The 19,616-nt window shown below is 46.1% G+C and carries 17 protein-coding genes; 4 read left to right on the top strand and 13 right to left on the bottom strand.

The annotated features are described in order from the left end of the window. Nucleotides 1-8 precede the first annotated feature (8 nt). The 7 genes from ACO0K1_RS15610 to queE all read right to left on the bottom strand — a co-directional run bounded on the left by ACO0K1_RS15610 (nucleotide 9) and on the right by queE (nucleotide 10,487). On the bottom strand, nucleotides 9-3,101 hold the full coding sequence (locus ACO0K1_RS15610) for a multidrug efflux RND transporter permease subunit (protein WP_423027344.1): 3,093 nt from the start codon (nucleotides 3,099-3,101) through the stop codon (nucleotides 9-11). After that, the gene (locus tag ACO0K1_RS15615) at nucleotides 3,098-6,199 is read right to left on the bottom strand and encodes an MdtB/MuxB family multidrug efflux RND transporter permease subunit (protein ID WP_423027346.1); all 3,102 of its coding nucleotides are present in this window, start codon (nucleotides 6,197-6,199) and stop codon (nucleotides 3,098-3,100) included. The genes ACO0K1_RS15610 and ACO0K1_RS15615 overlap by 4 nt, the downstream gene beginning before the upstream one ends. Before the next feature lie 15 nt (nucleotides 6,200-6,214). Then, a complete protein-coding gene (locus ACO0K1_RS15620; RefSeq protein ID WP_423027348.1) occupies nucleotides 6,215-7,537 on the bottom strand; it encodes an MdtA/MuxA family multidrug efflux RND transporter periplasmic adaptor subunit in 1,323 nt (440 codons plus the stop codon). Between the two features lie 373 nt (nucleotides 7,538-7,910). Continuing rightward, the gene (locus ACO0K1_RS15625; protein ID WP_423027350.1) at nucleotides 7,911-8,837 is read right to left on the bottom strand and encodes an LD-carboxypeptidase; all 927 of its coding nucleotides are present in this window, start codon (nucleotides 8,835-8,837) and stop codon (nucleotides 7,911-7,913) included. Between the two features lie 10 nt (nucleotides 8,838-8,847). Beyond that, nucleotides 8,848-9,438, bottom strand: coding sequence for a tRNA adenosine(34) deaminase TadA (gene tadA / locus ACO0K1_RS15630; RefSeq protein WP_423027352.1), 591 nt, complete (start codon nucleotides 9,436-9,438; stop codon nucleotides 8,848-8,850). Further along, complete coding sequence (gene queD, locus ACO0K1_RS15635; RefSeq protein WP_423027354.1) at nucleotides 9,401-9,844, bottom strand: 6-carboxytetrahydropterin synthase QueD; 444 nt, start codon at nucleotides 9,842-9,844, stop codon at nucleotides 9,401-9,403. The genes tadA and queD overlap by 38 nt, the downstream gene beginning before the upstream one ends. Before the next feature lie 7 nt (nucleotides 9,845-9,851). Then, nucleotides 9,852-10,487 carry a 7-carboxy-7-deazaguanine synthase gene (gene queE, locus ACO0K1_RS15640; RefSeq protein WP_423027356.1) on the bottom strand — a complete coding sequence of 212 codons (636 nt, stop codon included), beginning with the start codon at nucleotides 10,485-10,487 and terminating at the stop codon, nucleotides 9,852-9,854. A 353-nt stretch (nucleotides 10,488-10,840) separates the two neighbouring features. Here queE and ACO0K1_RS15645 point away from each other — a divergent pair, with 353 nt between their 5' ends. Next, nucleotides 10,841-11,092, top strand: coding sequence for a hypothetical protein (locus ACO0K1_RS15645; protein ID WP_423027358.1), 252 nt, complete (start codon nucleotides 10,841-10,843; stop codon nucleotides 11,090-11,092). Between the two features lie 305 nt (nucleotides 11,093-11,397). On the opposite strand, the gene ACO0K1_RS15650 is transcribed toward ACO0K1_RS15645, so the two are convergent. Next, nucleotides 11,398-12,189 carry an AraC family transcriptional regulator gene (locus ACO0K1_RS15650; protein WP_423027360.1) on the bottom strand — a complete coding sequence of 264 codons (792 nt, stop codon included), beginning with the start codon at nucleotides 12,187-12,189 and terminating at the stop codon, nucleotides 11,398-11,400. Nucleotides 12,190-12,268: 79 nt separating this feature from the next. On the opposite strand from ACO0K1_RS15650, the gene ACO0K1_RS15655 reads away from it, so the two are divergent. Together ACO0K1_RS15655 and ACO0K1_RS15660 are read left to right on the top strand one after the other, a co-directional pair. Beyond that, entirely contained in the window at nucleotides 12,269-13,084 is an 816-nt protein-coding gene (locus ACO0K1_RS15655; RefSeq protein WP_423027362.1) for an inositol monophosphatase family protein, read from the top strand. Between the two features lie 81 nt (nucleotides 13,085-13,165). After that, the gene (locus ACO0K1_RS15660; protein ID WP_423027364.1) at nucleotides 13,166-13,714 is read left to right on the top strand and encodes a nuclear transport factor 2 family protein; all 549 of its coding nucleotides are present in this window, start codon (nucleotides 13,166-13,168) and stop codon (nucleotides 13,712-13,714) included. 376 nt (nucleotides 13,715-14,090) lie between these two features. Here the strand turns inward: ACO0K1_RS15660 and guaA are convergent, their stop codons facing one another. The 3 genes from guaA to guaB are packed head-to-tail and all read right to left on the bottom strand — an operon-like array spanning nucleotide 14,091 to nucleotide 18,225. Continuing rightward, nucleotides 14,091-15,683, bottom strand: a complete 1,593-nt coding sequence (guaA, locus tag ACO0K1_RS15665; RefSeq protein WP_423027366.1) for a glutamine-hydrolyzing GMP synthase — start codon at nucleotides 15,681-15,683, stop codon at nucleotides 14,091-14,093. A gap of 3 nt (nucleotides 15,684-15,686) precedes the next feature. Continuing rightward, complete coding sequence (locus ACO0K1_RS15670) at nucleotides 15,687-16,736, bottom strand: GGDEF domain-containing protein (RefSeq protein WP_423027368.1); 1,050 nt, start codon at nucleotides 16,734-16,736, stop codon at nucleotides 15,687-15,689. 28 nt (nucleotides 16,737-16,764) lie between these two features. Beyond that, nucleotides 16,765-18,225, bottom strand: a complete 1,461-nt coding sequence (gene guaB / locus ACO0K1_RS15675) for an IMP dehydrogenase (RefSeq protein ID WP_423027370.1) — start codon at nucleotides 18,223-18,225, stop codon at nucleotides 16,765-16,767. Nucleotides 18,226-18,329: 104 nt separating this feature from the next. Between guaB and ACO0K1_RS15680 the strand changes: the two genes are divergently transcribed. Further along, nucleotides 18,330-18,824 carry a DUF4124 domain-containing protein gene (locus ACO0K1_RS15680; RefSeq protein ID WP_423027372.1) on the top strand — a complete coding sequence of 165 codons (495 nt, stop codon included), beginning with the start codon at nucleotides 18,330-18,332 and terminating at the stop codon, nucleotides 18,822-18,824. Between the two features lie 27 nt (nucleotides 18,825-18,851). On the opposite strand, the gene ACO0K1_RS15685 is transcribed toward ACO0K1_RS15680, so the two are convergent. After that, a complete protein-coding gene (locus ACO0K1_RS15685; RefSeq protein WP_423027374.1) occupies nucleotides 18,852-19,145 on the bottom strand; it encodes an RnfH family protein in 294 nt (97 codons plus the stop codon). Continuing rightward, nucleotides 19,135-19,569, bottom strand: coding sequence for a type II toxin-antitoxin system RatA family toxin (locus ACO0K1_RS15690; protein WP_423027376.1), 435 nt, complete (start codon nucleotides 19,567-19,569; stop codon nucleotides 19,135-19,137). Before ACO0K1_RS15690 ends, ACO0K1_RS15685 begins: the two co-directional genes overlap by 11 nt. Between the last annotated feature and the right edge of the window lie 47 nt (nucleotides 19,570-19,616).

A 19,616-nucleotide genomic window follows, 5' to 3' on the forward strand; every position in this document is an offset into this window, starting at 1 on the left:
AATGAATCCTAGTATTTTTCGACAGCAACTCGACCACCATTTAGCAGCGCAGAGCACCATAGACGGAAGCGATCTAAATACAGATAAACAACTGGCGTTGTGTAGAGAGTCAGCATTTGACTCAAGATCAAACCGCCAACAATAGAAATACCCAAAGGGGTTCGCATTTCGGAGCCATCACCATGACCCAAGGCCAATGGGAGTGCGCCAAACAGTGCCGCCAATGTGGTCATCATGATTGGCCTGAAACGCAATAAACACGCTTGCAAAATCGCTTCTTCAGGTGGCAATTGCTGCTCGCGTTCGGCAGTTAAAGCTACGTCAATCATCATAATGGCGTTCTTTTTAACGATACCAATCAACAACAAAATACCGATCAAAGCGATGATGCTAAATTCGGAATCTACCGCCATCAAGGCCAGCAATGCCCCTACACCAGCCGATGGCAAGGTCGACAAAATTGTTAATGGATGTACGACGCTCTCGTACAACATGCCGAGCACAATATAGACCGCAATTAAGGCAGTCAAAATCAGGAAAGGTTGGCTACTGAGTGAATCCTGAAAGCTTTTCGCACTTCCTTGAAAGCTGCCCTGCACCGACGTTGGTAAGCCAATTTCTGCCAAGGCCCCATCAATCGCTTTAGTGGCATCAGACAAGGATGTCCCCGGAGGCAAATTAAATGAGACGGTAGTCGCCGCAAATTGACTCTGATGATTCACTGCCAGCGAGGTCGTCGTTGGTTCCCAACGAGCAAACGCTGATACTGGAATTGGTTGTCCACCAGGCGTTTGCATATAGATATTCTTCAAACCTTCCGGGCTTTGCCAGTATTCAGGAGCAACCTCAAGGACGACATGGTACTGGTTTAAAGCATTGTAAATGGTCGAAACCTGGCGCTGACCAAATGCATCATTGAGCACAGAGTCAACCTGATTTTGTGTCAATCCTAAGCGAGCCATGGCGTCGCGATCAAAAACCAGACTCGTTTGCAAACCTTTCGTTTGTTGATCGGTATTTACATCGGCCAGCATCGGCAACTTGCGCATTGCCGCTTCCACCTTTGGAGCCCATAAGCGAAGCTCATCCAAACTGTCGCCTTGTAAAGTATATTGATATTGCGCATTGCTGGCACGACCACCAATGCGAATATCTTGCACTGATTGCAAGAACAGACTCGCTCCTGGCTCTTTCGACAAGGTCTTACGCAAACGCGCAATAACTTGATCTGCTGTCTCTTTTCGCTGCGACTGAGGTTTAAGTGAAACAAACATATTGGCCATATTTCTCTGACCACCACCGGTAAATCCAATGACCCTATCAACAGCCGGATCAGCGCCAACAACATCGATGAATCGCTTTAATTTTTGCTGCATCGCCTGAAAAGAAATACTTTGATCTGCCTGGATCATGCCATTGAGACGGCCAGTATCTTGTTGCGGGAAAAAGCCTTTAGGAACGATGATGTAAAGATAAATATTTAACGCAATTGTCGCGAACAATATCACCATCATAATGGGGCCATGCGCCAGAGCCCAATGTAAGGAAAGGCGATATGCACCCAACATACGTTCAAATATGCGTTCACTGAGTAGGAACAATCTACCGGGCTTGCGTTCGCTATGAGGCTTCAACCATAACGCACATAACATCGGCGTTGTCGTCAAGGAGACCAATAAGGAAACCAAAATTGCGGCCGACAATGTGACAGCGAACTCCCGGAATAAACGGCCAATAATCCCGCCCATCAACAGAATCGGAATAAATACAGCAATCAAAGAAATACTCATCGATAGCACGGTAAATCCTACTTCTTTTGCGCCTTTGATCGCCGCCTGAAAAGGACTCATGCCATTTTCAACATGTCGTGCAATATTTTCTAGTACAACGATGGTGTCATCGACAACGAAACCAGTGGCAATCGTTAATGCCATCAAGCTCAGATTATTCAATGAAAAACCTGCGACGTACATCACTGCAAACGTTGCCACCAACGACACTGGCACAGTAATAGCCGGAATCGCTGTTGCCCGACCATTTCGTAAAAACAAAAAAACCACCAAAATCACTAAAGCAATCGAGATAATCAGAGACCTTTCAACTTCAAATAAGGATGCACGAATAGTTGGCGTGCGATCCATCACGACATCCATATTAATGGCTGCAGGAATTGATGCTTTCAAGCTGGGAAGTAAGGAATTGACGCGATCTACGGTTTCAATAATATTGGCGCCTGGCTGACGAAATAAGATCAACATGACGGCGGGTTGCTTTCCGTACAAACCCGCGTTTCGTACATCGGCAACAGAATCATTGACCGCGGCAATATCAGCAATTCGAATTGGATTTCCATTTTTATAGCTGACAATTAATGGCAAATAGTCTTTCGCCACTTGTGCCTGATCGTTTGCCTGCACCTGCCAATGATGAGTTTCATTCTCAATAAACCCTTTGGGACGATTAGCATTGGTATTCGTGATCGCCGCCCGTACTGTTTCCATTCCTATGCCGTAATGATTTAATTGCATAGGGTTGACTTCAACCCGCACGGCAGGTTGCGAGCCGCCACCGACAATCACATTACCAATGCCGCTGACTTGCGCTAATTTTTGTCCTAGTATCGTATCCGCGGCGTCATACATTTGCCCACGCGTCATTGAGTCTGACGTCAGAGCGATAATCATGATAGGAGCATCAGCCGGATTCACCTTGCGGTAAGTAGGATTCGCTGGCATCCCAGTAGGCAGCAATGAACGAGCAGAATTAATTGCCGCCTGAACATCACGCGCTGCGCCGTTAATGTCTCTATCCAGATCAAACTGCAAAGTGATATTGGTTGATGCCAACGAACTTGACGAGGTAATCTCGGTCACACCAGCGATCCGCCCTAACGCTCGCTCAAGCGGCGTCGCGACCGTCGCAGCCATCGTCTCTGGACTGGCTCCTGGTAACCTGGCATTCACAGAAATCGTCGGAAAATCAACTTGCGGTAAAGGAGAAACCGGCAATAATTTAAAGGCCAGCATCCCCGCCAAAAAAATTGCCAGGGTTAATAGCGTCGTCGCGATCGGACGGCGGATAAATGGCCCGGAGGACATCATGCTTCGGCCTCTTCAACAACAATCGGTGCGGAAACCTTGCCAAATCGGCGTGCCAAACGATCAAAGGCAAGATAAATCACAGGTGTCGTAAATAAGGTCAATACCTGACTTACCATTAACCCACCAACCATGGTAATCCCTAACGGCGCACGCAATTCTGACCCCATACCACCGCCCAACATCAACGGCAAAGCCCCCAGCAATGCTGCCATCGTCGTCATCAAAATTGGTCTGAACCGCAGCAAGCAAGCTTGATAGATTGCTTCGCGTGGCGCCATTCCATGATCGCGCTCTGCTTCTAAGGCAAAGTCTATCATCATAATCGCATTTTTCTTGACGATACCGATGAGCAAAATAATACCAATAATCGCAATCACGCTGAGTTCGGTACCGCTGACCAATAACGCCAGCAACGCTCCGATGCCCGCCGATGGCAAGGTCGACAAAATAGTAATGGGATGAATATAACTCTCATACAACACACCCAAGACAATATACATCGTGATGATCGCTGCCAAAATCAACCACAAGGTATTACTTAAGGACGCCTGAAATGCCATCGCAGCACCCTGAAAGCGTGTTTCTATACTCGCTGGCATGCCCAATTGCGCTTCCGTCTGATGAATTGCTTCAACAGCTTCCCCCAACGATGCGTCTTGCGCTAAATTAAACGAAATGGTGGCTGTCGGAAACTGCCCCAAATGATTGATCGTCAACGAGGCGGAACGCTCTTCAATGGTAGCGACCGTATCTAAAGGCACCGGACCACCGGTTAAAGTCGGCACATAAATGCCCTTCAAGGACAATGGTCCTTTTTGTGCTGCGGGATCAGCTTCTAAGACAACGCGATATTGATTGGTTTGCGTGAAAATCGTAGAGATCAACCGCTGTCCAAATGCATCATATAAAGCATTATCAATTGCAGCGGTAGTCACACCTAAACGTGATGCAGTATCACGATTAATCCGGACAAAGGCCTGTAAACCTTTATCTTGCAAATCGCTGGCAACATCTGCCAAGGCAGGTATTTTTTGCAATTCATGAATTAATTTAGGCGTCCAGGTCGATAAATCTTCTGGATTAGTTGTCTGCAAAGTGAACTGATACTGCGTACGACTGACGCGGGCATCGATACTCAAATCTTGAACTGGTTGCAAATATAAAGACATCCCCGGAATGTCGTTGACCATTTGCTGCAATCGATTATTCACCGTTCGAATATTATCGCGACTTTCTTTGGGCTTCAGATTGATCAACAATCGGCCACTATTGAGTGATGCGTTTGCACCATCGACACCAATAAATGATGACAAGCTTTCAACCGCAGGATCTTGCAATATCTTCTTCGCCAAAGCCTCTTGTTGCTTCGCCATTGCAGGAAATGAAATGGATTGTGATGCCTCACTGATACCCTGGATGGCGCCTGTGTCTTGTAAAGGGAAAAAACCTTTAGGCACCAAAATGTACAATACTGCAGTAAAAACCAAGGTACCAAGTGCAACTAACAGCGTCAATTTCTGATGATTTAAAACCCATTGCAATTGGCGACCGTAATACGCAATGATGTTATCGAAAAATTGTCCGCTGGCGTGGTAAAAACGCCCCTGCTTTTCTTCTGGCACGTGCTTCAACAAACGCGCACACATCATCGGCGTTAATGTCAACGAAATAAACGCCGAAATCAAAATCGATACCGCTAAGGTAATTGCAAACTCGCGGAATAAGCGACCAACCACGTCACCCATAAACAATAGTGGGATCAAAACCGCAATGAGGGAAAACGTTAAAGAAATAATGGTAAAACCAATTTGCTTCGATCCCTTGAGAGCTGCCGCCATTGGCGCTTCGCCCTCTTCTATGTAGCGCGCAATATTTTCAATCATCACGATCGCATCATCGACCACAAAGCCGGTGGCAATTGTCAGTGCCATCAACGTCAAATTATTGATCGAAAATCCGGTCAGATACATCACGCCAAATGTGCCAATCAATGATAGCGGCACTGCCACCGCCGGGATAATTGTCGCTGGTATATTTCTGAGGAAAATAAAAATAACCATGACAACTAGCCCCACAGACAACATCAGCTCAAACTCCACATCCTCTACTGATGCCCGGATAGTTACCGTACGATCCGTTAATACTTCTACATCCACGGCACCAGGCAAACCTGCTTTAAGTTGTGGCAATAGGGCCTTAATTTTATCGGTGACTTTGATGACATTAGCGCCCGGCTGACGCTGAACATTCAAAATGATCGCAGGCGTCGAACCTGCCCACGCTGCAAGATGCACATTTTCAGCGGACTCGACAACGTTTGCCACATCACGCAAGCGAACTGGCGCACCATTTTGATAGGCAACAACGACATCCTTGTATTCTTCGGCGGATTTTAATTGATCATTACCATCTACGGTCGACGCTTGCAATGGTCCGTCAAAACTTCCTTTGGCCTGATTGACGTTGGCATTCCCAATCGCAATGCGAATATCTTCCAAGGTCAAACCACGATAAGCCAAGGCTTTGGTATTCGTTTGCACCCGCACTGCAGGACGCTGACCACCACTAATACTTACCAAACCAACGCCTGGCACCTGTGATATTTTTTGCGCTAACCGCGTATCAACGAGATCCTCAACCTTCGTTAGTGGCAAGGTTGGTGAACTGATCGAAATCGCCATGATTGGCGTATCAGCAGGATTAACTTTGTTGTATAACGGCGGGTTAGGTAAATCATTAGGCAATAAATTACTTGCTGCATTAATCGCTGCCTGCACCTCTTGTTCAGCCACATCGAGCGTTAAATCCAAACTAAATTGCAGTGTAATAACAGATGCACCACCTGAGCTCGAGGATGACATTTGCGACAATCCTGGCATTTGACCGAATTGGCGTTCAAGGGGAGCTGTCACCGAAGACGTCATGACATCAGGGCTTGCACCCGGATATAAAGTAACGACCTGAATGGTCGGGTAATCAACTTCAGGTAGCGCTGATACCGGCAATAAGCGCCATGCCAGAAAGCCAGTAAGCATAATCGCGATCATCAATAAAGTGGTCGCGACTGGCCGCAAAATAAACGGGCGGGACGGATTCATGCAATTTCCTTGCGTTTAATTTGGAGCAGATGCTGAAGCTGAAGCTGACGCTGACGCTGGCGCTGAGACTGAAGCTGCAGAAGACGCGCTGCTGGCATCGCCTTTATGACGATTATGCTGTCCACGCGAGCCCTCACCTGCTCCCGCCGCGGCTCCTGCTCCTGCGCCCGCATCGGTTTTCGCGTTGCGATCAACCAATTTAATTTTTGCTCCGTCACGCAACTTATCAAGACCGTCGATAACAACTTTTTGGCCAGGTTGGAGACCACTTTCCACTATCGTATTATCGCCAGAGACGGGACCCGGCACAATTTTACTTATACTAACTGTCGAATCCTCGTTCACCGTATAAACGTAGCTGCCTACTTTACCCAATTGAATTGCAGCCGTGGGAACCGTAACTACATTGGTTCTTGAGCCCAATTGCAAATGCACATTAACAAACTGATTCGGGAATAAAGCTTGCTTCTCGTTTGAAAATTTCGCTTTCAAGTTGACTGTACCCGTTGCTGTATTAAGTTGATTATCAATTGCCAGCAACATACCATCCGCGATTTTGTGCGAATTATCTCGATCCCAGACTTCGACTTTTAACCGCCCTTTCGCGTCTTGCGAGGCACTTAACACATTAGTCAAACTCGTTTCAGGAACTGAAAACAAAACATTGATCGGATCGATTTGGGTAATGACCACAACGCCGCTCGCATCACTGGCATGCACAATATTTCCCGGATCAACCGGACGCAAACCAACCCGACCAGAGACCGGTGCAGTAATACGGCTATAACTTAATTGTAATTTCGCATTGTCTACAAGACCTTGGTCGTTCTTTACCGTTCCTTGATATTGCTGCTCTAATGCTTCTTGCGTATCCACTTGCTGCTTAGCAATCGAATTTTGAGCCAATAATTGACGGTAGCGCTGCAAATCTAATTGCGCATTTTTCAACAAAGCCTGATCGCGTAGCAATTGACCTTCAGCTTGCGTCAACGCAGCTTGATAAGGGCGCGGATCAAGCTCTGCTAATAACTGACCTTCTTTGACCTGCTGACCTTCGGTAAAATGGACTTTTTGGAGTTGCCCGTCAACGCGACTATGTACCGTCACTGTATAGGTCGAATTAACAGTGCCTAACGCAGCCATTTGCAAAGGCGCATCCTGGCGAACCACAGGTGCCACGCCCACTGCTACCGCCATGCCATTTTTACCTTGCCAGCCACCTTGCGCAGACGGCTGCTTATGCGTAATCCACCAAATGCCCGCTACAACACCAACGACCACAGCCGTCGTAACAACATAACGTACGCCACGAGAGAATTTATTCTTAGAATCTGACATGATATTTTTTAGAAAAAGTAGTTTTCATTTTGTAGCAGCAAAATGATTAATAACAAACATGGAGCAAACACGGAGCAGATAAAAACAGACAAGTAGCTGACAATCGACAAGTATTATGCGGACATTTTTGCATTTATGGGGTCGCGTCGCTCAACTTTGGCAAATAAGGGGTTCTATCATAGGGGAGGCATTATTCGAATGGCAATCAGTGGTTTGTATAGATTTTGTTTCAGTAAATGAATTTTCATCATATTTTTGTACAAAAAATTTTGAACCAAAAACAAAAAAGACACACAAAAAACAGTTGCGATTTTATGTATGTCCTCAAATAAACACTAATATCTAGCCTCTGATGCCAGAGCTTACAAAAAGTTCAAAATAAATATTGCATGTGTAGCATTACGCTGCCGTCTTCCACCCGCACATGTGCATCACTACCAATGACCAAACTCGCATGATCTCGAATATGACCGAATGGTAGCCCGCTTAATACCGGAATCCGAAGGATACTGCGCACATACTTCAACATTTCGGCAAAGTCATAGCCATTATCATGGGGTGCCAGGCGATAGCCGGAAAAGTCCCCCAGAATGATAGCCTTTTGTTTGTCCAGCACACCGGCAAAATGCAATTGCAATAGCATCCGTTCTACTCTATAGGGATGCTCACCAATATCTTCTAAAAATAAAATCCCGTCATCTATTTGCGTCCAATATGGCGTACCCAAGGTATGCACTAACATCGCGAGGTTCCCCCCCCACAATCGTCCATTCAATTGCATATCGGGCGCACCCTGACTCATGAATTCAACGCGATGCGCATTTCCAGATAAGCATGTAGAAAACTGCTGTAAAGTATAGTCAGAAACACCGTCAATATGACTAAAATCGCCCAGCATTGGCCCGGCAACACTCTTTACGCCACGCGCAAGCATCGCCTGGTGCATTAAAGTGAAATCACTATAACCAACAAATATTTTCCCACTCTGAGCCAACAAGTCCAGATCCAGATACGGCATCAAGCGCGACAAACCGTAACTGCCCCGCAAAGCGATCACTACATCCACATCAGGATTGGCGGCGGCGGCATGAAAATGCGCAACACGCAGTTGATCACTCGCTGCAAAGCGCTGGAATTTTTCTTCTGGTTGATAATAGCTATGGACCTGGTGACCAAGCTGCCGTAAAAAGGCTAACCCTCTGAGGACGGCATCCTCATCAAGCGGCGCGCCGCTTGGCGCAACGATGGCAATATGTAAAGGAGAGAATGAATTGTGCGGCGCTGCAATGGTATTTTGCATAAGGGGCAATTCAGAGGAATGGGATTGTGGATTTCGCCAGACGTTTTTTTTCTGCGACTTCACGACGTCGATTGGCAAAAAAATCTTTTAGTAATTGTGCACATTCTTCAGCCAAAACGCCACCACTGACTTGCGTATGATGATTCAATTTTGACTGCTCAAATATATTGATGACAGAACCAGCAACCCCCGTCTTGGCATCGCTCGCACCAAAAACAACGCGTGCCAGTCGTGAATGCATCATCGCGCCAGCACACATCACACATGGTTCTAACGTGACATAGAGCTCACAGCCAGGCAACCGATAATTACCTAACACCTCCGCCGCGCGTCGCAAGGCCATAATTTCAGCGTGGGCAGTCGGGTCATGATCAACAATAGGTCGATTGTAACCGCTAGCAATAACAACCCCATCCTTCACCACAACCGCACCGACAGGAACCTCACCCTCATTCCAGGCCAATTTTGCCTGCTCACAAGCTGCCCGCATAAAAAAAATATCTGAAGCTGCCTGATCCACAATATCAGGAACAGCATTCAGATTTTTATCGTCTATCACGAAATTATCCGTCGATCTCTGCCCAGCAATTGGGCGTTTCATACAGAGTGACTTTAGTCAGCTTCAGATTCCGGCCAAAGTGATCCTGATACACATCTTTCAGAATATCAAAAGCAATTTTTGCCAAATTTTCGACAGTTGGTACACGATCAATTACAACCGTTTTATGACCAGGCAATTTCTCTAAGAAATTTTTGATGATGTAATCCTTCTCGTAGACGATGAAGGAATGGTCCCATAAATTGACGAGGTGTTTATTGGCGAGCGACTTAATATCACCAAAGTCCATAATCATGCCGTTATCGGACTCACCATCCTGCTGCACCACTTCACCGGTCAAGGTAATTTGCAAGGTATAGCGGTGACCGTGCAAATTACGACACTGGCTGCTGTGATCGGGAATACGATGACCTGCATCGAATTCCATTTTTCGGGTAATCGTTAACATGAAAAGCTTACGGAATTTGTAGAAGTTTATGTGTCTGCAAGCTCAGCTTCCATTGCGGATGCTGTTTGCAGAAGTCAATTGCACGGCGTAGATTATCATCCCGCAAAGGACCATCCATCGCCTGTACGAAGTAATGTTCAAAATCAAGATTTGCGTATACAGCCATATTCTGACCGATTTGTGGAATAACAACTTTTATCTCACTACCCTTACGAACAACCAATTCTGATCCCATTTTAGGACTAACGCACACCCAGTCAACCCCCTCTGGAACTGGCAAGGTGCCATTGGTTTCAATCGCTATTTCAAAGCCAACTGCATGCATAGCATCAATAAGCGCAGAATCAAGCTGCAACAAGGGCTCACCACCGGTGAACACGACATATTTGCTCGGTGCATAAGATTGTGGCCACAACGCGTCGATTGTCGCAGCTAACTCTTGAGCCAGCTTGAACTTACCGCCACCAACCCCGTCAGTACCGACAAAATCCGTATCACAAAATTGACAAACGGCCGTAGAGCGATCTTCTTCACGACCGGACCACAAATTACAGCCAGAAAAACGGCAAAACACAGCCGGACGACCCGCATGATTGCCTTCGCCCTGCAAAGTGTAAAAAATTTCTTTGACGCTATAGGTCACGTCTTGTTCCTACTAAGTGTAAATGCCTAACCAAAACCAATGACACACCAACATTTAAAAATAGTTCGTGCGGAAGGCCGTTAATGCGAGATGAAATAACTACCCGAATGAAGCACAGGCAAATTATGAATAACCGCGCATGATACCACACCATCGACCAAAGCAAATTCTTCGCGTCAACTTAACATGTCAAACTATTAACCACACGGCGGCATGCGCCTCAAAATTGGCACGTTATTGCGATGACTAATACGTCGTAAAACAAATTTTCCAGGGTGGAGTACCCTATAATAGATACTTTTTTAACCACAACGCTACCATAACGATAGCCAGTGGCAAGGCAAGCAAACTACATGCACAAATTGATATTCACCGGTTTCCATCATAGTCTGACCGAAGAAAGCGCCCGCGAGTTTCTGGAACACATACACGCTGGCACCATTGTCAGCATGAAAATTATCAGTGATGGAAATACTGCACACCCATATCTGATTGCCGAATTAGCTATTGACGACATGCAGGCGTTTAATATTACAACCAGAATCAAAGACTATTGGTACGATACCCACCATGTCTCGGCCTGCGCATTGTGGGCGGAAAGTTAAATCGATCCCAGTTGGATTCTTTTCTTTCAAATACTCACCAAAAAAGCATCGAAATCATTGCTGTATAAAAAGGTATCAGTTCGCTAAAAATGCGCGACCACCGCACCATTCAGCTCGATAATCAAACCGAGAATCCCCCCCTCCCTAGATACTCCATCAAGCAAAAAAAAGCCCGCAACGAGGCGGGCTTACGGGGCTGCTAATTTATGCCTGTCATTGCCAGACATAAAATCATTCGAGGAAAGAATATACAACCATGCCGCACTGAATGCCATGATAGCCAAACGAGATCGAATAACGCAGCATCAGCTTTTGTAGTATTTGGAAGGTGTAACTCCAAAAGTTCGTCGAAATGCGGAAACGAAGCTACTGAGGCTTTCGTAACCCACCTCTAGAGCAGTCGTAGTAACGCTCATATCGTCCTCAAGTAGTTCAAGTGCGCGCTTCATACGCGCAAGAGTGCGCCATTGCACTAGGCTCATGCCAGTTTCCAGCCTGAAATGGCGGGTAAGTCCACGCTCTGAAATCCCGCAATACAGTGCCCAATCTGAGATAGTGCGCTTGTCCGATGGATCAGCCGCAATCGCTAACGACATTTTCAAAAGACCAGAGTTACGTGGCATTGGCAGATACATCGGCTCCGTCTGCGATGCCAACAGTTCATCAACGAGCACTGCGAGCAATCGGCTTTTCGATGGAGATAGGTGGGGAGTCGACGGCTCCCAACCTGAAATTTTGTCAAGCAATGCACTTGAAAGTGCAGTGACCTCAAATACCGCAGGATGGTCAGGAAAAGATTCACATAGGTCCGGTCGTAAATATGCCATCCAGCCGATTGCTGTTTTGAACACCTTGGCAGCATGAACGGTACCAGGTGGTATCCAGCCAATTCGTCCCTGCGGAAGAATCCAGCTTCCCTCAGCCAACTCAGCTGTGACCAGTCCCTCTTGAACAGCCCAAATTTGCCCCTCCGGATGACTATGTAGGGTTTTTTCTTCTCCAGCTTCGCGACGATGCGTATGAACAAGCACAGCTCGCCCATCTGTGATGCGCTGCTCATTTGGAAAAGTTACATTCATGTGGCCTGATTTAGTCATTAATTGGCTTCTTATCGTTAGTACGCCAACCGGAAGTTTAGCATACTTGAGACTCATACTTTTAATTCAGGAGGCTCCAATGAAATCACTAGATCTATCGCAAATTGAATCATTGCTAAAAAATATTACTGATCGCCTACATACTAAAATGCCAAAGCCAGCAGGCAAAAGAGCTTCAGAACTGATCGACTTAGTACGTCTATTAAGTACCTCGGCAGATGAAGAACTAAGAATATACCTAAAAACACTATATCCAGATTTTGGCTGGAGGAATACTGAACTCGGTAATGCTGCACTCAAGCAAACTAGCCATGAAAGTACATACTGGATCTATGATCCAATAGACGGCGCATATCATTTTGTACAAGGCATGCCGATGTGGTCGTCATCGCTTGCGCTTATTCATAACGGAGAAACGATTCGCTCCTTCGTTTATGATCCAGCTACTAAGGAAATGTTTTCAGCTGGACTGGGTGACGGCGCATATCTCAATGGTATAGCACTACACCCGATTTCGAAGGCCATGCTCTCCGATGCCGTGGTGGCGACCGCACTCCCACCTTATCAGAACCAAGCCGCGCATGAGTATAGGAAGACATTAGCATCCCTGCAGAGTATCGGCCCTGAGGTTTTCATCGTTCGCATGATGGCTGCCGCTTCACTGCAACTGGCTTATGTTGCCGCGGGTAGGCTCGACGCATTTTGGGAATACGGCTCCGATGTAGACGACTGGTTAGCCGGTGCGCTACTCGTCAATGAATCCGGTGTAAAGGTTACCGACAGTCATGGTGAAGTATTTTGCCTGACTTCCGGGGGAATCATTGCAACTCATCCGAATCTCTACGATGCGTTCAGCAAGGCCATCGCATCACCCAGTAACGATCAGCCAATATAACCATCCCAGAATTTAGAACGCCAATATATTCATTCAACCACGTTTCAAATCAATCGAAATTTAAATCAAGGAAACATAACTATGTTTAGCAAATTCATCATTTCGGGCAGACGCGGAGTTATAACTGTCGCACTGTTTTTAATTACCTCGGGCATAACCCTTACAACAACAACGATTAATCAAGCCCATGCCACTCCGGTATCGACAATACAAAACAGCACTCCACAAATTAACGGCTGGACCCCAAGAGCCTATTTTGAAAAAATGATGGCCGATTATTTCACCGCACCGTATCAATCACCAAGTGAGGCGACGGATAAATATTTAACCCAGGATGCTATCCATGAAGTCGATGGCAAGATTGTGACTAGAAAAGATTTTATTGGCCATGTAGCATATTTGCAGAAGAACGTGAAATCAATGACATTTGACATCAAGCAGGTCATCTTCGACGGCGAATGGTTTGTCGAGAGGCATATTGGGCGAACGGAGCTTAAAAATGGTGAGGTTATCAATAGTGAAGTCGCAGTATTCTTTCATTTTATCAATGGAAAAATAGATCGCGCCTTCGAAATGACTCGGCCATTGTCTGGAATTGACTCAGATCGTCATATTCACACAACGAAATAAATTTGAAAATTTGCAAGACAATAACTTGCAAACACAGACTAGAATTCCGGTCATTGGATCGCGCCTTAGTTCCAAAAATTATATATAAATTCTAATTTTTCATGCATCCGAAGCAGGATTGCCAAGTACGACTATCAGCGGACTTAACTACCTGCGACCGATATACTCTCCACCAATGAACACCGGACGCACAGGTATCAGTCCGAATATCAGTTGCCGTCCAATACCATGATCCTCACCAAGTCAGCTGCATAGTATCTGGATTCCGGCAATTTCAGCATGTGCGAAGTGCCATGAAAAATGCCATTGATGATGCAATCAAGATCATTAATGGCATTCATTTAACCAAACAGAATCAATGGGTTAAAAAACGGCCTTACTCCCACTCAATTGTTGCAGGTGGTTTGCCCGAGATGTCGTATACCACGCGATTAATGCCACGCACTTCGTTAATGATGCGATTTGAGACTTTTCCCAACAACTCATGCGGAAGGTGTGCCCAGTGGGCGGTCATGAAATCCTGCGTTTGTACTGCGCGCAATGCGACAACATAGTCGTATGTGCGGCCGTCGCCCATGACACCAACCGATTTTACTGGCAGGAAAACTGCAAATGCCTGACTCGTTGCATCGTACCAGCTGACTGGTTTTTCAGCCTTGCTATCAACAAAATTGTTACGCAATTCTTCGATAAAGATTGCATCAGCCTTACGTAACAGGTCTGCAAATTCTTTTTTCACTTCACCAAGAATACGTACGCCCAAGCCTGGACCAGGAAACGGGTGACGATAAACCATGCCGTGCGGCAGCCCCAACGCAACGCCTAACTTACGGACTTCATCTTTGAACAATTCGCGCAGTGGCTCCAACAACTTTAAATTAAGCGTATCTGGCAGGCCGCCAACATTATGATGGCTCTTAATTGTATGGGAGCCTTTTTTGCCTTTTCCAGCACTTTCAATCACATCCGGATAAATCGTGCCCTGTGCCAGCCATTTTGCATTACTCAATTTACCCGATTCAGCCTGGAATACCTCAACGAAGTCACGGCCAATAATTTTACGCTTTGCCTCAGGATCAGTAACGCCTTCCAAATGACCCATAAATTGCGCAGTTGCATCAACATGGATCACTTTCACGCCCAGATTTTTACTGAACATTTCCATGACCATTTTGCCTTCATCGAGGCGCAACAGTCCATGATCAACAAATACGCAGGTCAACTGATCACCGATAGCACGGTGGATTAAGGCAGCTGCAACACTACTATCAACACCACCAGACAAACCGAGAATAACTTCATCAGTCCCAACTTGGACGCGAATGGATTCAACTGCCTCAGAAATGTAATCCGGCATATTCCAGTCAGATTTACAGCCGCAAATTTCGTGCACAAAACGACCAATAATTGCTTCGCCTTGCACGGTATGCGTTACCTCAGGATGGAATTGAACTGCATAAAAACGACGATCTTCATCAGCCATCGCCGCAATCGGGCAATTATCTGTCGATGCCATCAACTTGAAGCCAGCCGGCATCTCATTAACTTTGTCACCGTGACTCATCCAGACCTTTAACATGCCATGGCCTTCGGGTGTCACGAAATCATTAATTCCGTTCAATAAGGCGGTATGACTACGGGCGCGTACTTCTGCGTAACCAAATTCACGTACCAGGCCGTTTTCTACCTTACCACCCAGTTGCTCTGCCATGGTTTGCATCCCATAGCAAATGCCAAGGACCGGCACACCAGCCTCAAATACAGCCATCGGTGCGCGCGGCGTATCACCTTCGGTAACGCTATTTGGGCCACCCGACAAAATAATCCCGGCTGCACCATATTGACGAATAAATTCATCACTAACGTCATACGGATGAACTTCAGAAAAGACGCCTGCATCACGAACGCGACGCGCGATCAATTGCGTAACTTGGGAGCCAAAATCAAGAATAAGTATTTTAGAATGCATAATTCAAATTATCATGTCAGGTTGACCGGGCATAGCCTGTACAACAGTATTGTTTCCCGCACTCCTTGCAGATAGCAGGGCTTTTTCAGCTAAGCTGATTAACATTTCTGGATCAGCATCGGGGTAAGTATCCGTAGAGACAACCCCAGCGCAAATCGTGATTGTAGTTTCTACATCTTCAATCATTTCGGGATGCGTCATGATCGCCAGCCTGATCCGTTCCGCGACGGCCATGACCACCAAATGCGAGGCACCAGGCAATACAATCAATAATTGATCGCTACCAAAACGTCCCAAGGCATCAAATGGCCGAATACAGGAGCGAACTCGACTCACAGACCGTATCAACAATTGATCACTCAGAGCAGCGCCAAATTCAGCACGCAATCTATCGATCTGATCAGGATAAACAAACAACAACGAGAGTGGTTTTTGTGCTTTGGTGCAACGTTCCATTTCGATCCGCAAAGAACGGGCGATAGCAACTTTATTCCAGGTACCCAGCAACGGATCAATAAGAGATTCGCGCTTTAAATTTCTGTTTTGCTTGACGAGTTCTATCTGATTCTGGCAAATCACATTAAGCGCCAGTTCGCGTTCAATGATGGTGGCAAAATCCGTCAGCAATAAGTGCTCGCGCCCCCCAAATTCTTTTGGCTGATAGTCGATCAAACGAATGCAACCGACCAATTTTGACTCTTGCCCGTAAATGGGATAAGAGACATAGAAACGAATAAAAGGATCGGCAGCAACAAAGCGATGCGTCGCCAACCCCTCGTGTTCGATTAAATCGGAAATAACGACAAATTCTTCCGACAATGGCAGGCTGTCAGAAAACCCCGCCTCCATTTCGGTGATTGAACGACCACTACCACCGGAACGACCGGTTACATGACCAAAGGTAATAAAGCAATTTGCCACCGAGAATAACTGCAAGCCTAAGCGCTCGAATCGGCCTATCTTCACATCAAATTTTTCGGTTAACATTCTTTCGAAACCAGTGTTAACCATCAATGTTTTAGTAGAGCTAAATTCTTCCAAACTATCCGACATGCAGAACTCCCGGCAAAATTAGCAAATATTAATCGGCACGGTAATTCGGTGCCTCTTTAGTAATCTGCACATCATGTACATGTGATTCACGCATACCTGCAGACGTAATTTCAACAAACTCAGCTTTAGTATGTAAATCGTCGATGGAAGCGCAACCACAATAACCCATCGAAGAACGAACGCCACCAACTAACTGGTACAAAATGGCCAAAACGCTACCTTTATATGGAACCCGTCCTTCAATACCCTCAGGCACCAACTTATCCGCATTATTAGCGGAATCCTGGAAGTAGCGATCAGCGGAACCATCCGCCATCGCGCCAAGACTACCCATGCCGCGATAAGACTTGTAGCTACGTCCTTGAAATAGAATAACTTCGCCTGGCGCCTCTTCTGTACCAGCAAACATACTACCCATCATGACGGTAGAAGCACCTGCAGCCAAGGCTTTAGACACGTCACCAGAGAAGCGAACACCACCATCCGCGATACAAGGAACGCCTGTACCTTTGAGTGCGTTTGCCACATTAGCAATCGCAGAAATTTGCGGCACGCCAACACCAGCGACAATACGGGTCGTACAAATAGAACCAGGACCAATACCAACTTTGACGGCGTCAGCACCATGCTCTACCAGCGCCAAAGCAGCGGCAGCAGTTGCGATGTTGCCACCGATAACTTGAATATGCGGATAATTATCTTTTACCCAACGAACACGGTCCAGTACGCCTTTTGAATGACCGTGAGCTGTATCCACAACGATGACATCGACACCAGCTTTTGACAACAGGTCAACACGTTCTTCATTATCGACACCAACGCCGACGGCGGCGCCAACGCGCAGCTTACCGAGTTCATCTTTCGATGCAAATGGATGTTCAGTCGATTTTTGAATATCTTTAACAGTAATCAGACCGCGCAACTCAAACGAGGAATTAACGACCAGAACACGCTCCAGCCGATGTTTATTCATCAGCCGTTTAGCCTCGGACAAATCCGCAGACTCATCAACGTAGACCAATTTTTCGCGGGGCGTCATTTTAGCCCGCGCTTCGGCGTCGAGTTCTTCTTCAAAACGCAGATCGCGATTCGTAATAATACCGACAACAACATTACCCTCAACGACAGGAAAACCGCTAATCCCATATTGCTGAGACAGCGCGATCACTTCGCGAATCTTCATACCAGGTGGAATCGTGATCGGATCACGCAACACACCGGATTCAAAACGTTTGACTTTAGCAACTTCACGAGCTTGCTCTTTGGCAGTCATATTTTTATGAATAATGCCAATACCACCTTCCTGAGCCATCGCTATTGCAAGGCGAGCCTCAGTAACTGTATCCATGGCCGCTGAAATTAACGGGATATTCAAATGAATATTTCGCGTTAATTTAGTCGCAAGCGAAGTGTCTTTCGGGAGGATGTCCGAATAAGCCGGAACGAGGAGCACATCATCGAATGTGAGTGCTTTTTGGAGTAAACGCATAGCATTTCCTATAGGCGCAAAAGCAAATTATACAGAAAACTTGCGAACTCGTCTCTCTACGTGTAAAACTCTTTCATCTTTTCATCAAATTTAAAGAGAACATTATGCTTCGACAAGGTACTTTACTGGTTTTCATCGCCACTATGTTTGCGTGTACTTCAGTCTGCGCTCAGTATGCGTGGGTCGATGAAAAAGGCGTTAAGCAGTTCTCAGACACCCCCCCGCCAAGTTCCGTACCCAAAAACCGCATCCTCAAGTCAAAAAATCAAGCTGACAACGCTGGCGATCACACAAATACCGTAGCCACCCAAAGCTCAGAAGCCTCAACTCATAAACAAAATACAACCGAAAGTCGGAACGAAGACTACAACAAGCGTCGAGCGGAACAGGCAGAGAAGGATAAAAAAGCTGCAGATAGCCAGCAAGCAGCAAATGAAAAAAGCAAAAATTGTGAACGTATAAAGTCGTACCTTAAAACTTTGGAATCTGGAACTCGCATCGCGAACACTGATAGCAACGGCGAACGTGCGTTCATGAACGACGATCAAAGAGCAAAAGAATTGGCGGACGCAAAAAAAGCGAGCATGGCCTGTCAATAACGAACCATTACCTAAATATCAAGATAGTTATTTCTTTTGCTTTAAAGCCCGACGGCGTCGCGCTTCCATTGGATCAGCCAATAAAGGTCGGTAGATTTCAACCCGGTCATTTGGGTACAGTTGGGCGTCTAGCGCTTTCAGCTTACCGAAAACACCCACTTTCTGCTTCTCGAGATCTATTTCGGACGAGCGCAGCAAGATACCGCTGAGTCGTATTGCCTCTTGAACATTGCACTTTAAAGGAACTCGAACGTCGCGCATGATAATTTCAGCAACGCCCGGGTAGCAGACCTGTATCGTCATGAATTGATCAACTGCCATACACTAACTCCGCCCTAGCACAAAACGCATCGACAAAACTATTTGCAATCTTACTAAAGACTGGCCCAATCAAAGTTTCTAATAATTTACTTGAAAAATCGTAATTCAGATCAAACTCTATCTTGCAGGCATCGGCGCGCAACTCAGTAAACTTCCAACGACCAGATAATTGCTTAAAAGGCCCCTCAACCAGATTCATTTCCATCAAGTGAGGCGCCTGATTGCTATTTTTGGTTGTAAAACTTTGTTTAATGCCATGATAATTAATAGAAAGTGTTGCAATTAAATCAACATCAGTTCTCTCATGAATGTGAACCTCACCGCACCACGGTAAGAATTCAGGATAATTTTCAACACGCTCTACCAGCGCAAACATTTGCGCTGCACTATAACCAATAAAAACTGTTTTATGTACGACTGCCATCCAGGGTAACCATTTGGTAGAATCACAAGTTCGCATTTTAACCGAGT

The organism is Undibacterium sp. SXout20W (assembly GCF_049340285.1).
Classification (GTDB): domain Bacteria; phylum Pseudomonadota; class Gammaproteobacteria; order Burkholderiales; family Burkholderiaceae_D; genus Undibacterium.